Source organism: Leifsonia sp. KNZ13-11D (assembly GCF_056754895.1).
In genome coordinates, this window is sequence record NZ_JBPGWU010000001.1 from 1,331,629 (window position 1) to 1,346,518 (window position 14,890).

Consider the following 14,890-nt stretch of genomic DNA (forward strand, 5'->3'; position numbering starts at 1 on the left):
CTAACGAGAGAGAACGAATCATGACTACCGCTACCGCCGAAGCCCAGGCTTCGACCGCGCAGCCGGGTGGCGTCGGGCGCATCGCGCGCGTCACCGGCCCGGTCGTCGACATCGAGTTCCCGCACGATGCGATCCCGGGTATCTACAACGCTCTGAAGACCACGATCACGATCGGCGAGGAGTCGACCGAGATCACGCTCGAGGTCGCCCAGCACCTCGGCGACGACCTGGTGCGTGCGATCGCCCTCAAGCCGACCGACGGCCTGGTCCGCGGCGGCGAGGTGCGCGACACCGGTTCGCCGATCACGGTGCCCGTCGGCGATGTGACCAAGGGCAAGGTGTTCAACGTCACCGGTGACATCCTGAACCTCGAGCCCGGCGAGAAGGTCGAGATCACCGAGCGCTGGCCGATCCACCGCAACCCGCCGGCGTTCGACCAGCTCGAGTCGAAGACGCAGCTGTTCGAGACCGGCATCAAGGTCATCGACCTGCTGACCCCGTACGTGCAGGGTGGCAAGATCGGCCTGTTCGGTGGCGCCGGTGTCGGCAAGACCGTCCTCATCCAGGAGATGATCCAGCGCGTGGCGCAGGATCACGGTGGTGTGTCCGTGTTCGCCGGTGTCGGCGAGCGCACCCGTGAGGGCAACGACCTCATCCACGAGATGGAGGAAGCGGGCGTGTTCGACAAGACCGCCCTCGTCTTCGGCCAGATGGACGAGCCGCCGGGGACGCGTCTGCGCGTCGCCCTCTCGGCGCTGACCATGGCGGAGTACTTCCGCGATGTGCAGAACCAGGACGTGCTGCTCTTCATCGACAACATCTTCCGGTTCACGCAGGCCGGTTCCGAGGTCTCCACGCTGCTCGGCCGCATGCCCTCCGCGGTGGGCTACCAGCCGAACCTGGCCGACGAGATGGGCCAGCTGCAGGAGCGCATCACCTCGACCCGCGGTCACTCGATCACCTCGCTGCAGGCGATCTACGTGCCTGCGGACGACTACACCGACCCGGCGCCGGCGACGACCTTCGCCCACCTGGACGCGACGACCGAGCTCTCCCGTGAGATCGCGTCGAAGGGTCTCTACCCGGCCGTCGACCCGCTGACCTCGACCTCGCGCATCCTCGACCCCCGTTACCTGGGTGAGGACCACTACCGCGTGGCCACCACGGTCAAGCAGATCCTGCAGAAGAACAAGGAGCTGCAGGAGATCATCGCGATCCTCGGTGTGGACGAGCTGTCGGAGGAGGACAAGATCACGGTGTCGCGTGCGCGCCGGATCCAGCAGTTCCTCTCGCAGAACACCTACATGGCGAAGAAGTTCACCGGTGTCGAGGGCTCCACGGTCCCGCTGAAGGAGACCATCGAGTCGTTCGACGCGATCGCCAAGGGCGAGTTCGACCACGTGGCCGAGCAGGCCTTCTTCAACGTCGGAGCGATCTCCGACGTCGAGGAGAAGTGGGCGCAGATCCAGAAGGAGAACGGCTAACGATGGCTGTCCTCAACGTCAGCGTCGTCGCCGCCGACCACGAAGTGTGGACGGGTGAGGCGAGCATGGTCGTCGCACGCACGGTGGAGGGGCAGATCGGTATCCTGCCCGGCCACGAGCCGCTGCTCGCCATCCTCGCCGAGGGCGAGGTGCGCGTGACCCTCAGCGGGGGCGAGTCCATCGCGGCCAGCGCCGACGACGGTTTCCTCTCCGTCGAGAACAACACCGTCACCATCGTGGCCCGCCAGGCCGAACTGGTCTGACATGGCTGCGACCCCGGGAGCCCCGTTGGAGCGCCAGTTCGGAGACGTCCACGTCCCGATGCTGGTGGCGATGGCGGGGCTTCCCGGTTCCGGCAAGTCCACCCTCGCCGAGATCCTGGCCGGACGTCTGGGCGCCACAGTGATCTCGGTGGACCCGATCGAGGCGTCCATCCTCCGTGCCGGCATCGACTCGGACCAGCCGACCGGGCTGGCCGCCTACCTCGTCGCCGAGACGATGGCCGAGCAGGTGCTCCTTTCGGGGCACTCGGTGGTCGTCGACGCGGTGAACGCCGTGGAGCCCGCGCGCCTGCAGTGGCGCGACCTCGCCGAGCGGTGCGATGTGAAGCTGCGGGTCGTCGAGACGGTGTGCTCCGACCCGGCGCTGCACGAGGAGCGTCTGGCGAAGCGCACCGGGATCGTCGCAGCATACGCCGTCGAACAGAGCGTCGACGAGTACGACGAGTGGCGCGGCGCCTGCGGAACGCTGCCGCGCATCACCCTCGACACGGCCGCCCCGCTGGGCGAGAACGCCAACACCGCTCTGGACTTCGTGGAGGGCTAGAGTGCTCATCCTGCTCCCGCCCTCGGAGACGAAGAGGGACGGGGGAGTGGGGTCCCCGCTCGCCCTCGAACGCCTGAGCTTCCCCGCGCTCACCCCGGTGCGGCGGGAGGTGGTCGACGCCGTCGTCGAGCTGGCCGCCGATCACGACACGGCCGTCCGCGCCCTGAAGCTCGGGCCGAAGCAGTCGGGCGAGGTCGAACGCAACCGCGGCATCCCGGACGCCCCGACGATGCGCGCGCTCGAGCGGTACACCGGTGTGCTGTACGACGCGCTCGATGCCGGGACGCTCGGCGACAGCGCGTGGGCGGCTGCCGCCGATGCGGTCGCTGTGCAGTCCGCCCTGCTCGGACTGGTGGGGGCGGCGGATCCGGTGCCCGCTTATCGGCTCTCGTTCGACTCGCGACTGTCGCTGCGTCGAGGCTCGCCGTCGCTGAAGAAGCGCTGGGCCGCCGCCGGGGCGGCCGTCCTGGCGGAGCGGGACGACCTGCTGCTGGACCTGCGCTCCGAGGGCTATGCCGCCCTGGCGCCGCTCCCGGACCGGGAGGGTGCCCACTACGTGCGTGTGCTCGCCCGTGATGAGGGCGGCCATATGCGGGCGCTCAACCATTTCAACAAGCAGGCGAAGGGTCTGCTCACCCGTGCGCTGCTGGAGGCGGGCGCCGGCTTCGCGACCGCCGAGGAGCTGCTGGCGTGGGCCGGAGCCGAAGGCTACGAACTGGAGCTCGCCGCCGACGGAACGCGCGACCTGGAGCTGGTCGTCCCCGAGGTGCGCGGCGTGCCCGGGCGGCTGATGGCCTCGCTGCGGGCCTGACCCGCCGCAGGCCGCTGGGCCGCGCGCATCGGCCGTCTCCTCCGAGGCCACGAGGAGGCACGACTCACTGCTGATTCACAGTGGTGCGCGACAAGAAAGTGAGCTATGCTCACAACCAAGAGAGAGGATCACTGATCCGAGGGCGTCGACGCACCTGGTGCGGCTTCGGCCTCACTTAGTCGGGCCGACGTGTGGTGGCCGGCGTGTCATCCCCATACGCCGTTTCCACACCGGAGTGTGAGCACCATCAATCCGCCTGCGGTCGGGCACGAGCGGTCGCGTCCTCACCAGCGAGAATCCGGCGTCGGAGCCATTTCCGCCGTCGGCCCGACTCTCTCGGTACTGTCTGCCGGCCGCGCGCGGTCGACGGCCGCGTCACGCGCGGAAGCAGCCTTCGACGTGGTCGTCGACCATTCCGGTCGCTTGCATCAGCGCGTACATCGTCGTCGGCCCGACGAACCGGAATCCGCGGCGACGGAGCTCCTTGCTCATCGCGGTGGACTCGGCCGTCACGGCCGGGATCTCACCCCACGAGCGCGGACGCGATCGGTCGTCCGCGGGCGGCGCGAACGCCCACATCAGCGCATCCAGCGGCTCCTCGAGCGCGAGCACCGCCCGCGCGTTCGAGATGGTCGCCTCGATCTTGCCGCGGTGCCGGATGATGCGCGCATCCTGAAGCAGCCGCTGCACATCGGCCTCGGTCATGGCCGCCACCTTCTCGGGCTCGAACCCGAGGAAGAGCTCGCGGAACGCAGGGCGCCGTCGCAGGATGGTGATCCACGAGAGCCCCGCCTGGAAGCCCTCCAGGCACAGCTTCTCGTAGAGCGCCCGCGGGTCGTGCTGCGGACGTCCCCACTCCTCGTCGTGATAACGCCGGTATTCGGGGTCGCTCGCCGACCAGGAGCAGCGCGCGAGCCCGTCGTCGCCGACGACCAGCGCCGACCGTGTCACTGCGGTGGTCTCGCTCATGCCGCCAGCAGGATCCCCTCGTGCTCCAGCAGCCACAGCTTGGTGGGGATGCCGTCCCCTCCGCTGTAGCCGGTGACCCGGCCGCTGGACGACAGCACGCGGTGGCAGCCCACGATGATCGGCACGGGGTTGGCGCCCACCGCACCGCCGATGGCGCGGCCGTAGCCGGCGTGACCGAGCGCCGCCCCCAACTCGCCGTAGGAGACGAACGTGCCGAACTCGAGTTCGGACAGCTGCTCCCACACCGCCTGCCGGAACGGGGTGCCCTGCAGGCGCACCGGCACATCGAAGGCGCGACGACTGCCCTCGAAGTACTCGTCGAGCTGCGCCGCCGCGTCGTCGAGCACGGCGGTGCTGCGTTCGGGATGGTCATCGAGCGGCAGGTGGCCGGCCTTTTCGATGGAGAGCGACGTCACCGCGGTGCCGTCGCTGGTGAGCTCGAGACGCCCGATGGGGCTCGTGGTGCGGAGGAGGTAGGCGAAGGAACTGCTCATGGGTCGACTCTAGAGCGCACCGCCGACGTCCACTCGCGGGATTCGGACATCGGGGATAACCCACCTTGAGGGCCGGTTGTGGAGGGATTCCGGATGATGGTCGAGCGAGACCGCGTGCCTAGACTCGGGGCATGGCGAACATCGAATACCGCACCCTCGGACCGTCCGGTCTGATCGTCTCCACGGTCGGCCTCGGCTGCAACAACTTCGGCCGCGCAGGCACCGTGACCGAGACGCAGGAGGGCACGGACGCCGTCATCGGCGCGGCCATCGACGCCGGCGTGACGCTGTTCGACACCGCCGACATCTACGGCAGTCAGCGAGGGCTGTCCGAGACCCTCATGGGCAAGGCGCTGGAGGGGAAGCGTGACCGGATCGTGCTGGCCACCAAGTTCGGGATGGACATGGCCGGGCTCAACGGGCCGGACTGGGGCGTCCGCGGGTCCCGCCGCTACATCCGGCTGGCCGTCGAGAGCTCGCTCCGCCGGCTCCGCACCGACTGGATCGACCTGTACCAGCTGCACCAGCCCGATCCGGTGACGCCGATCGAGGAGACGCTCGAGACGCTGGACGACCTCATCGCGGAGGGAAAGATCCGCTACATCGGCCACTCCAACCTGAGCGGCTGGCAGATCGCCGAGGCGGAGTTCACCGCGCGGCTGCACGGCCACCCGAAGTTCGTGTCGGCTCAGAACGAGTACAGCCTTCTGTCGCGGGACGCCGAGCGCGAGGTGCTCCCGGCCGTGAACCGGTACGGGCTGGGCTTCCTGCCGTACTTCCCGCTCTACAACGGACTGTTCACGGGCAAGTTCACCCGCGAAGGCGGTCCGGCCGACAGCCGGATCATGAACCTCCGCAAGCACCTGCTGGACAACGCTCCGTGGGATCGCATGGACCGGTTCCAGGCCTTCTGCGACCAGCACGGCGTCACGATGCTGGAGGCGACCTTCGCCTGGCTGCTCGCCCAGCCGGGGCTCACGAGCGTCATCGCGGGAGCGACGAAACCGGAGCAGATCGTCGCCAACGCCGAGGCGGCGACCGCGTGGTCGCCCACCGCCGCCGAGGTGGCGGAGATCTCCGAGATCTTCGCGCGCGACTGACGCGGAAACCTTGTGAGTGAGCACTCACTCCGTTAGAGTGAGCGCGTGAATCCGGATGCCGTGCGCGACGCTCCGCGCACCCGTGCGCCGTCGATGTCGGCGGACGACCGCAAGGCGATGATCGTCGACGCCGTCATCCCGCTGCTGCTGGAGCACGGACGGGGCATGACCTCCCGCCAGATCGCCGAGGCCGCAGGAATCGCGGAGGGCACGATCTTCCGCGCCTTCGGCGACAAGGAGACGCTGGTGCAGGCCGCCATCGAGAAGTACCTCGATCCCGAGCCGTTGCGTGAAGCACTGCGCAGCATCGACCCGGCGCTTCCGCTCGAGCACAAGGTCCGCGCGATCCTGTACCTGCTCCGCGAGCGGTTCCACAGCGTGATGCGGATCATGTCCGTGATCGGGCCGCAGCGGCCGCCCGTCCCGCAGGAGCGCGGCGAGTTCGCGCGCATCATCGCCCGCATCCTCGAGCCCGAGACCGACGACCTGAACTGGCCGCCCGAGCGCGTGGCGCATGTCCTCCGGCTCATCAGCTTCTCGGCCGCGTTCCCCGCTGTGAACGAGGGCATCGAGTTCAGCATCGACGACCTCGCCCGCTTGGTGCTCGTCGGCGTCGCGGGCGAGTCGCCGTACGTCGCCGACCTCCGCCACCAGATCCCATCCTCATCGACGTCGTCCACCACGGAGGCATGATGCTCCTCAGACTCCTCGGCCGGTTCCTGCGGCCGCACTGGCCCCTCCTGATCGGGGTGATCGTCTTCCAGCTCGCGCAGTCCCTGCTGTCGCTGTGGTTGCCGACGCTCAACGCCGACATCACCGACAACGGCATCGCGAAGGGCGACACCTCCTACATCCTCGCGGTCGGCGCGGAGATGCTGGGTGTGACGCTCGTCCAGATCGCCTGCGCGATCACCGCGGTGTACTTCGGTGCGAAGGTGGCCATGCTGGTGGGCCGGGATCTGCGCGAGGCGATCTTCCACCGCGTCGGCGAGTTCTCCGAGCGCGAGGTGACCGCCTTCGGCGCGCCCTCGCTGATCACCCGCAACACCAACGATGTGCAGCAGGTGCAGATGCTCGTCATGATGACCTGCACCCTGCTCGTCTCCGCGCCGATCCTGGCGGTCGGCGGCATCGTGCTCGCCATGCAGCAGGACATCGACCTGTCGTGGCTGATCGCCGTCAGCGTCCCGGCGCTCCTGGTCGCGGTCAGCATCATCATCGCGCGGATGGTGCCGCAGTTCCGCCGGATGCAGGACAGGATCGACCGCGTGAACCGCGTCCTGCGGGAGCAGCTGAGCGGCATCCGCGTGGTGCGCGCCTTCGTGCGGGAGGACGTCGAGACGAACCGCTTCCGGACGGCGAACGACCAGGTGACCGAGACGGCCCTGAAAGCGGGGCGCCTGTTCGCACTGATGTTCCCGATCGTCATGCTCGTGCTCAACGTCTCGAGCGTCGCCGTCATATGGTTCGGCTCGTTCCGCGTGCAGGACGGCACACTGCAGGTCGGGACGCTGACCGCGTTCCTGCAGTACCTGATGCAGATCCTGATGGGCGTGATGATGTCGACGATGATGGCCGTGCTGGTCCCGCGCGCCTCCGTCTGCGCCGACCGCATCGGAGAGGTGCTCGGCACCGAGCCGTCGGTCCGTGCGTCCACCGACCCGATCACGGAGGTGCCCGCGCACGGAACGGTCGAGTTCGTCGACGTCGGCTTCTCGTATCCCGGCGCCGAGCATCCCGTGCTCACCGACATCACCTTCCTGGCCGAGACCGGCAGGACGACGGCGATCATCGGCAGCACCGGCGCCGGCAAGACCACGCTGGTGAACCTCATCCCGCGCCTCTTCGACGCCACAAGCGGCATCGTCCTGGTCGACGGGGTCGACGCGGCCGACCTCGACCCCGAGGTGTTGTGGTCACGCATCGGGATCGTGCCGCAGAGGCCCTACCTGTTCTCCGGCACCGTGGCATCCAACCTGCGCTACGGCAACCCGGACGCCACGGACGACGACCTCTGGCACGCCCTCGAGATCGCGCAGGCCCGGGACTTCGTCGAGGCGATGCCGGAGGGTCTGGAGGCGCCGATCGCCCAGGGCGGGACGAACGTGTCCGGAGGCCAGCGTCAGCGTCTCGCGATCGCCCGGGCGCTCGTCCGGAAGCCCGAGATCTACGTGTTCGACGACTCGTTCTCGGCGCTCGACACCGCCACGGACGCGCGGCTCCGCGCCGCGCTCGCCCGCGAGGTCACCGACGCGACCGTGATCGTGGTCGCCCAGCGGGTGTCCACCATCGTGGACGCGGACCAGATCATCGTCCTCGAGGACGGCCGGGTGGTCGGCCGCGGGACGCACGACGAACTCCTGGAGAGCAATACGACCTACGCCGAGATCGTCTCGTCGCAGCTCGCGGCTCAGGATGCGGCATAGGGGGACAGGCGATGAGCGAGAAGACGACAGCGCCCGAGCGTCCTGCCGGCCCGCCGATGCGGCGGGGCCCGGGAGGCGGCGGCCCGTTCGCGGGCCTGGGGATGCCGGTGCAGAAGTCGATGAACTTCGGCCCGAGCGCGAAGCGGCTGCTCGGCCGGCTGCGCCCGGAGCGGCTGGCCATCGCCGCCGTGACGGTGCTCGCGGTGATCTCGGTCACGCTCGCTGTGCTCGGCCCGAAGCTGCTCGGCAACGCCATCAACCTGGTCTTCGCGGGCGCGCTGTCGCTGCAGTTCCCGTCGGGGCTGACGCAGGCGCAGGTGATCGCGGGTCTGCGCGCCCAGGGCCAGGGCCAGCTGGCCGACCTCGTCTCGGGAACGACGTTCACGCCGGGCGCGGGCATCGACTTCACCGCCGTGGGGCAGACGCTGCTGTGGGTGCTCGCGCTCTACGTGGCGTCGTCGGTCTTCAGCTACCTGCAGGCGTACGTGCTGAACGGCGTGACGCAGCGGACCGTCTACCGGCTCCGCGCCGACGTGGAGGAGAAGCTGCACCGGTTGCCGCTGAAGTACTTCGACGGGATGCAGCGGGGTGAGCTGCTGAGCCGGGTCACCAACGACATCGACAACATCTCGCAGTCGCTCCAGCAGACCATGAGCCAGCTGCTCACGTCGCTGCTCACCGTCGTCGGCGTCATCGTGCTGATGTTCGTGATCTCGCCGCTGCTCGCAGTGATCGCGCTGATCACCATCCCGCTGACCCTGCTCATCACCACGGTGATCGCGAAGCGCTCGCAGAAGCTGTTCGTCGCGCAGTGGCGCCACACGGGCGAGCTGAACGGCCAGATCGAGGAGGCGTTCACCGGGCACTCGCTGGTGAAGGTGTTCGGCCGCCACCGCGAGGTGGAGGCCCGCTTCCGCGCCAAGAACCAGGAGATGTACCGGGCCAGTTTCGGGGCGCAGTTCATCTCGGGGATCATCATGCCCGCGATGATGTTCGTCGGGAACCTGATGTACGTCGCGATCGCTGTGGTCGGCGGCCTCCAGGTGGCGAGCGGAGCGATGCAGCTGGGCGACGTGACCGCGTTCATCCAGTACTCGCGGCAGTTCACCCAGCCGCTCACCCAGCTCGGGTCGATGGCGAACCTGCTGCAGTCGGGAGTGGCCAGCGCGGAGCGCGTCTTCGAGCTGCTGGATGCGGACGAGCAGTCCGAGGACCCGCGAGAGCCGCGGAGTCCCGAGGGCACGAAGGGACGGCTCGCGTTCGAGGACGTGTCGTTCCGGTACACGGAGGACAAGCCGCTGATCGAGGACCTGTCACTGGTCGCGCAGCCCGGCCAGACGGTCGCGATCGTCGGACCGACGGGAGCGGGCAAGACGACGCTCGTCAACCTCATGATGCGCTTCTACGAGCTCGATGGCGGCCGCATCACCCTCGACGGCGTGGACATCGCCTCCATGAGCCGGCACGACCTGCGCAGCCGGATGGGGATGGTGCTGCAGGACACCTGGCTGTTCAAAGGCACCATCCGCGACAACATCCTCTACGGACGTCCCGACGCCACCGACGAGGAGGTGATGGATGCGGCCCGCGCCACCTACGTCGACCGCTTCGTGCACTCCCTCCCGGACGGCTACGACACCGTGCTCGACGACGAGGGCGCCAACATCTCGGCCGGCGAGAAGCAGCTGCTGACGATCGCCCGGGCGTTCCTCGCCCGCCCGAGCGTCCTCATCCTCGACGAGGCGACGTCGTCGGTGGACACGCGCACCGAGCTGCTGGTGCAGAAGGCGATGAGCGCGCTCCGCGCGGACCGCACCTCGTTCGTGATCGCGCACCGCCTGTCCACCATCCGCGACGCCGACCTCATCCTGGTGATGGAGGCGGGCCGCATCGTGGAGCAGGGGACGCACGCCGAGCTGCTCGCCCGTGGAGGCGCGTACTACACGCTGTACAACGCGCAGTTCGCGGGTGCGGCGGGGGAGTAGGTCAGGGGTCGCGGAGGCGCGAGGCGAATGCCCGGACGCACCAGAACGCTCCGTAGGCGATCAGGCCCAAGGCGATCAGGATCAGGAGGATGACGCCGAAGGGCACCTGGACGAGCGCCTTCAGGCTGCCGTCGAGCCCGCCCGCCTTCTCGGGGTCGGAGGTCAGTGCGCCGAACACCACCAGCCCGCCCACGATGATGAGGGCGATGCCCTTGGCGACGTAGCCGACGCGACCGAGCGTCGTGGTGATGGTCGCCCAACGGTTCGGCGGGAGGCGCAGGTCGCGTTCGAAGCGGTGCGTGACCCCGTTGACGATGAACACGACGCCGACGGCCACCACCGCGAGACCGATCGCCGCGAGCAGGAACACGCCACCGGGCATCGCCAGCAGCTTCGCGCTCGCGCTCTGCTCGGACGAGGAGGCGTTGCTCCGCCCTCCCGCGGCGATCGAGATCGCGATGGCGGCGAGGGCCGCGTAGACGATGCATTTTGCGACCTCTGTCACCTTCTCACCCGGCCGCCGCGCGGTGATCGCCTGGAGGATCTGCCAGAGCGACAGGAAGATCAGCCCGACGATGACCGCCCACAGCACGAACAGTCCGCCCGGCACGGCGACCAGCGCCTGAAGGGCTCCCGACTGGTCGGCGTTCCCGCCCGCCCCGGCTGCGACGGCGAGGGCGATGATGCCGATGAGGATGTGGAGGATGCCGATGGCGGCCAGCCCCACCCGCGCCAGCGCGCGGACGGCGGGCTGGCGCTCGATGCGCGAGGCGGCCCGGCTGGGGGAGGTCATGCGGTGAACGGTACCCGGCGTTCCCGCCTTCCGGAATCTCGGGTACCGTAGAGGACTGAGTCCGTCGCGCTGTCACGCGGCGGCGAGATCTGAATAGAGGAGGCCGGCATGGACATCGACCTCAGCGTCTTGCGTCTCATGGAGCGCGAGAAGGAGATCCCCTTCGATGAGCTGGTGCAGATCATCGAACAGGCGATCCTGACCGCCTATCTGAAGCACACCAACCAGGCCGACCACCGTCACGGCCACAGCGACCAGCCGCCCGCGGCCCGCGTGCACCTCGACCGCAAGACCGGCCACGTCAGCGTCTACGTGCCGGAGCACGACGAGGAGGGCAACGTCGTCGGCGAGGCCGAGGACAGCCCCAGCGACTTCGGGCGCATCGCGGCCTTCGCGGCCAAGCAGGTCATCAACCAGCGGCTGCGTGACATCGCCGACGACGCGGTCCTCGGCGAGTTCCGGGGCCGTGAGGGCGACATCGTCGCGGGCGTCATCCAGCAGGGCCCGAACCCGCGGATGATCCACGTCGACCTGGGCTCGGTGGAGGCCATCCTGCCTCCCGAGGAGCAGGTGCCCGGCGAGGACTACGCGCACGGCTCCCGCATCCGCGTCTACGTCACGAGCGTCAGCAAGGGGCCCAAGGGTCCGTCGATCACCGTCTCGCGCACGCATCCCGCGCTCGTCCGCAAACTGTTCGCGCTCGAGGTGCCGGAGATCGCCAGCGGCGTCGTGGAGATCGTCTCGCTCGCCCGGGAGGCCGGGCACCGCACCAAGATCGCGGTGCGCGCGACCGAGCCCGGCGTGAACGCCAAGGGCGCCTGCATCGGCGAGCTCGGTCAGCGCGTCCGCGCGGTGACCGCGGAGCTCAACAACGAGAAGATCGACATCGTCGACTACTCGCCCGACCTGGCCACGTTCGTGTCGAGCGCCCTGTCGCCGGCGAAGGTCACGAGCGCCTTCGTCATCGACGAGTCGCTGAAGGCCGTGCGCGCCCTCGTCCCCGACTACCAGCTGTCGCTGGCGATCGGCAAGGAGGGGCAGAACGCCCGTCTCGCGGCCAAGCTCACCGGCGCCAAGATCGACATCCAGCCGGACTCGATCCTCGACCGCGACTGACCCGGTCGCCGCTCCGGGCGGCCGGGCCGGCCGGGCTCACTTCACGTAGGCGCCCAGCGCCGCCTGCACGCCGTCGCTGACGACGTCGCTGCCGCCCACCAGCGCGATGTGCGTGGGGCCGAGCCGCGAGAGCTGCGCCCCGACCTCGTCGGGCAGGGCGCCGCCGAGGGTCAGCAGGAGCGGGGCGCCGCTCGTGCCCGCGGCAGCGGAGGCGGACAGGGCGTCGGGGAAGTCGACCCCCGACGCCACGAACGCGGAGGCGGTGCCCGCCGGGAACGCGCTCGCCGCGGCGGCCGCCGTGGCGAACCGGTCGGATCCGCTCACGCGGGTGACCGACCCGGTCGTGTACGCCTTCAGCGCGTTCAGCACCGTGTCCGAGACGGCGGCCGGGCCGCCGACGACCACGATGGACTTCGGCGCGAGCCGTTGCAGCTCCGTCACCGTCGGCGCGGGGATCCACGATCCTGCGGTCAGCAGCAGGGGCGCTCCCGCCGTCCGCGCGGCGAGGGCGCCGGCGGCCAGCGCGTCGGGGAACGACTCGCCCGAGACCAGGTACGCGACGGCGGGAGCGGTGGTCGCTGTCGCCCGCGAGACGGCCGCGCTGGTGTCGTACCGGTCGCCGCCGCTGACGCGCGTCACCGATCCGGTCGTATACGACTTCAGCTGCGTCACGACGGAGTCGGCGATCGAGTCCGATCCGCCGAGGACCACGATCTTGGCGGGATGGAGCCGCTGCAGTTCCGTCTGGATGGCCGCAGGCACGGCGCCCGGCTGCACGAGCAGCATCGGACCGCCCGCGCGCGCGGCGGCGGGGGAGCCGGACAGCGCATCCGGGAACTGCAGCCCGGAGGCGATGTAGGCGACGGGCGCGTTGGCCGGATAGGTCGCCGCGGAGACGGCGGCGCTCGTTCCGAAGCGGTCGGATCCGGCGAGGCGTCCGACTTTCTGGGCGCTGGCGGGCAGCGCGTAGGCGCGGAGCTTTCCGCCGCCGTCGGTGAAGTAGAGCCGGCCGTTCACCACGATCGGACTCTGCCAGTGCAGACCGCTCGCGCCCGCGCTGTCCGTCCAGAGCTGGGCGCCGGTGGTGGGGTTGAGCGCGCGGACGCCGTTCCTGGAGAGGTAGAACAGCACGCCGCCCGCGATGACCGGGGTCGTGCCGGCTGTCGTCTGCTGCCACACCGGGACGAGGGAGGGGGTGCCGTTGGTCGACACGAGCTTCAGAGCCGAGATGCCGCTGTTGTTGGCGATGAACACCCACGAGGTGCCCGAGCCGTCCACCCAGTTCGCCGGTTCGGTGAGCACCTGGCCGCCCTGCGGGACGTCGATGGACTGGAGCTCGCCTCCGGTTGCGCCCGGATGTCCGGTGCCGCTCAGGTCCGCAGTGTTGAGCAGGCGGATCTTCGCATCCTTGCCGCTCTGCACGGCGAGATGGGTCAGGTTCGAGCCCGCCGGAGGTGCGACGACCTGCGGAGCCGTGCTCCCCAGATCGAGATCGGCGGTGTTGAGGTTCGCGTAGTTCGACGGGGTGTAGCTGTCCACGGGGCCGCCGTTCGCGCCCGTGCCGTCGGGGTTGATGGCGAGGACCGTGTCGCCGAAGTCGTGCGTGCCGTCGAAGACCGAGTTGCCGGTGGAGAACAGGATGCGCTGCGTGCCCGCATCCCACACCACGCTCGGGCGCGCCCACACCGCCGACTGCACGTTCGCGCAGCCGCCCGGGGCGATGTGCCCGGTCTGGTCGCTGCACAGCGTGTTGAAGACCCGCTGCGCTCCGGACGCGAGGTCGATGGTCGTCACATGACCCTGGTAGTCGCCGCGGTCGCCGGGGTAGCCGCCGTTCGCGACGTAGAGGTACGTGTGCCCGCCGGTGGTCACGATCGTCAGCGCAGGGGAGCTCTTCTCGTCGTACGGCTTGACGGTGGCGACCTGGGGCCAGCCTCCGCCGGTGGTCTCGGCGCCGGTGCCGGTGGCGTACTTGTGCACCTTGCCGTCGAGGCCGTAGCTGTACACGTACGCGCCCGACGGGTCGACGGCCGGCGACGACGTGGTGTAGCAGGGGGTGCTGCCGTTGTTGATCGTGCAGGATCCTGGACCGTTCTGGTGCTTCCACACCTCCGCCCCGGTGGTCGCGTCGGTCGCGGTGATCCAGCCGTCCTTCGTCGTGGTGAACAGCAGGTCTCGGGTGCCGCCCGCGGTGGCGACTCCGGGCTGCTCGACCGGCGGGCCATCCGACACCCCGGGCAGCGTCGCGGTGAACAGCGGGGTCAACGACCCGACCGTCGACGGAATGATCTGCGTCTCCGCTGTGTTGACACCCGTGTGCGAGGGGCCGTTGCCGAACTGGCTCCAGGCGATCGACGCGGCCGATGCCGGTGCGACCACGGGTTGCGCCGCCTGGGCGGCGGCGATGGCCGTCGCGGCCAGGGTGCTGGCGAGCAGGATGCGCAGAGTGCGCCGTGCGGCGGAGTTCGCTTCGTCGCGGGGTGTGTTCATTGTCCCTCCCGCGCGCAGTTTCCGCCGCTCCGCGTCCGGCGGCAAGTCCTCCAGGCGACGGACACGCGTTCGCGCACCGGTAGCCTGGATGCGCCGCCGGGCGACCGTCCGTTCGGCGCAGAGCGCCCGGAGGAGTAAGATGGAACCCGTCAGAACGTGCGTCGGATGCCGTTCTCGCGCTCCCCGGTCCTCACTTCTGAGGGTCGTCGCCCAGAATTCGGAACTCGTGGTGGATCCGTCCGCCACTCTTCCCGGGCGGGGTGCGTGGCTGCATCCGGTCGACGAGTGTCTCGACCTCGCCCTGAAACGGCGTGCCTTCGGGCGTGCCCTCCGGGTGGACGGGGCGCTCGGCACCGCGACCATCCGGTCGCAATTCATAAGAACAGGCTGAAGAAGT

Annotated in this window: 14 protein-coding genes; 10 read left to right on the forward strand and 4 right to left on the reverse strand. The window is 69.5% G+C overall.

Annotated features, from left to right (window positions below; genetic code table 11):
- Nucleotides 1-20: 20 nt before the first annotated feature.
- From atpD to ACR9Y5_RS06735, 4 genes are read left to right on the forward strand one after another with little or no spacing between them, the layout of a single operon-like run.
- Nucleotides 21-1,484 carry a F0F1 ATP synthase subunit beta gene (gene atpD / locus ACR9Y5_RS06720; protein WP_310128299.1) on the forward strand — a complete coding sequence of 488 codons (1,464 nt, stop codon included), beginning with the start codon at nucleotides 21-23 and terminating at the stop codon, nucleotides 1,482-1,484.
- A gap of 2 nt (nucleotides 1,485-1,486) precedes the next feature.
- A complete protein-coding gene (locus ACR9Y5_RS06725) occupies nucleotides 1,487-1,747 on the forward strand; it encodes a F0F1 ATP synthase subunit epsilon (RefSeq protein WP_481297237.1) in 261 nt (86 codons plus the stop codon).
- Nucleotide 1,748: 1 nt separating this feature from the next.
- On the forward strand, nucleotides 1,749-2,309 hold the full coding sequence (locus tag ACR9Y5_RS06730; protein WP_481297238.1) for a P-loop nucleotide/nucleoside kinase family protein: 561 nt from the start codon (nucleotides 1,749-1,751) through the stop codon (nucleotides 2,307-2,309).
- Between the two features lies 1 nt (nucleotide 2,310).
- Nucleotides 2,311-3,120, forward strand: coding sequence for a YaaA family protein (locus ACR9Y5_RS06735; protein WP_481297239.1), 810 nt, complete (start codon nucleotides 2,311-2,313; stop codon nucleotides 3,118-3,120).
- A gap of 375 nt (nucleotides 3,121-3,495) precedes the next feature.
- On the opposite strand, the gene ACR9Y5_RS06740 is transcribed toward ACR9Y5_RS06735, so the two are convergent.
- Nucleotides 3,496-4,089, reverse strand: coding sequence for a DNA-3-methyladenine glycosylase I (locus tag ACR9Y5_RS06740; RefSeq protein ID WP_481297240.1), 594 nt, complete (start codon nucleotides 4,087-4,089; stop codon nucleotides 3,496-3,498).
- Entirely contained in the window at nucleotides 4,086-4,583 is a 498-nt protein-coding gene (locus tag ACR9Y5_RS06745) for a methylated-DNA--[protein]-cysteine S-methyltransferase (RefSeq protein ID WP_481297241.1), read from the reverse strand. Before ACR9Y5_RS06745 ends, ACR9Y5_RS06740 begins: the two co-directional genes overlap by 4 nt.
- Nucleotides 4,584-4,714: 131 nt before the next feature.
- Here ACR9Y5_RS06745 and ACR9Y5_RS06750 point away from each other — a divergent pair, with 131 nt between their 5' ends.
- From ACR9Y5_RS06750 to ACR9Y5_RS06765, 4 genes are read left to right on the forward strand one after another with little or no spacing between them, the layout of a single operon-like run.
- A complete protein-coding gene (locus tag ACR9Y5_RS06750; protein ID WP_481297242.1) occupies nucleotides 4,715-5,683 on the forward strand; it encodes an aldo/keto reductase in 969 nt (322 codons plus the stop codon).
- Nucleotides 5,684-5,728: 45 nt separating this feature from the next.
- On the forward strand, nucleotides 5,729-6,376 hold the full coding sequence (locus ACR9Y5_RS06755) for a TetR/AcrR family transcriptional regulator (protein ID WP_481297243.1): 648 nt from the start codon (nucleotides 5,729-5,731) through the stop codon (nucleotides 6,374-6,376).
- Nucleotides 6,376-8,109 (forward strand): ABC transporter ATP-binding protein, encoded by a 1,734-nt coding sequence (locus ACR9Y5_RS06760; protein WP_481299528.1) that lies wholly within the window; start codon nucleotides 6,376-6,378, stop codon nucleotides 8,107-8,109. Before ACR9Y5_RS06755 ends, ACR9Y5_RS06760 begins: the two co-directional genes overlap by 1 nt.
- Nucleotides 8,110-8,120: 11 nt before the next feature.
- The gene (locus tag ACR9Y5_RS06765) at nucleotides 8,121-10,094 is read left to right on the forward strand and encodes an ABC transporter ATP-binding protein (RefSeq protein WP_481297244.1); all 1,974 of its coding nucleotides are present in this window, start codon (nucleotides 8,121-8,123) and stop codon (nucleotides 10,092-10,094) included.
- Nucleotide 10,095: 1 nt separating this feature from the next.
- Here the strand turns inward: ACR9Y5_RS06765 and ACR9Y5_RS06770 are convergent, their stop codons facing one another.
- On the reverse strand, nucleotides 10,096-10,887 hold the full coding sequence (locus ACR9Y5_RS06770) for a DUF1206 domain-containing protein (RefSeq protein WP_481297245.1): 792 nt from the start codon (nucleotides 10,885-10,887) through the stop codon (nucleotides 10,096-10,098).
- 108 nt (nucleotides 10,888-10,995) lie between these two features.
- On the opposite strand from ACR9Y5_RS06770, the gene nusA reads away from it, so the two are divergent.
- The gene (gene nusA / locus ACR9Y5_RS06775; RefSeq protein WP_481297246.1) at nucleotides 10,996-12,003 is read left to right on the forward strand and encodes a transcription termination factor NusA; all 1,008 of its coding nucleotides are present in this window, start codon (nucleotides 10,996-10,998) and stop codon (nucleotides 12,001-12,003) included.
- Nucleotides 12,004-12,039: 36 nt separating this feature from the next.
- On the opposite strand, the gene ACR9Y5_RS06780 is transcribed toward nusA, so the two are convergent.
- Nucleotides 12,040-14,493 (reverse strand): cell wall-binding repeat-containing protein, encoded by a 2,454-nt coding sequence (locus ACR9Y5_RS06780; RefSeq protein ID WP_481297247.1) that lies wholly within the window; start codon nucleotides 14,491-14,493, stop codon nucleotides 12,040-12,042.
- A gap of 139 nt (nucleotides 14,494-14,632) precedes the next feature.
- Between ACR9Y5_RS06780 and ACR9Y5_RS06785 the strand changes: the two genes are divergently transcribed.
- Nucleotides 14,633-14,884 carry a YlxR family protein gene (locus ACR9Y5_RS06785; RefSeq protein ID WP_481297248.1) on the forward strand — a complete coding sequence of 84 codons (252 nt, stop codon included), beginning with the start codon at nucleotides 14,633-14,635 and terminating at the stop codon, nucleotides 14,882-14,884.
- The last annotated feature ends 6 nt before the right edge of the window (nucleotides 14,885-14,890 follow it).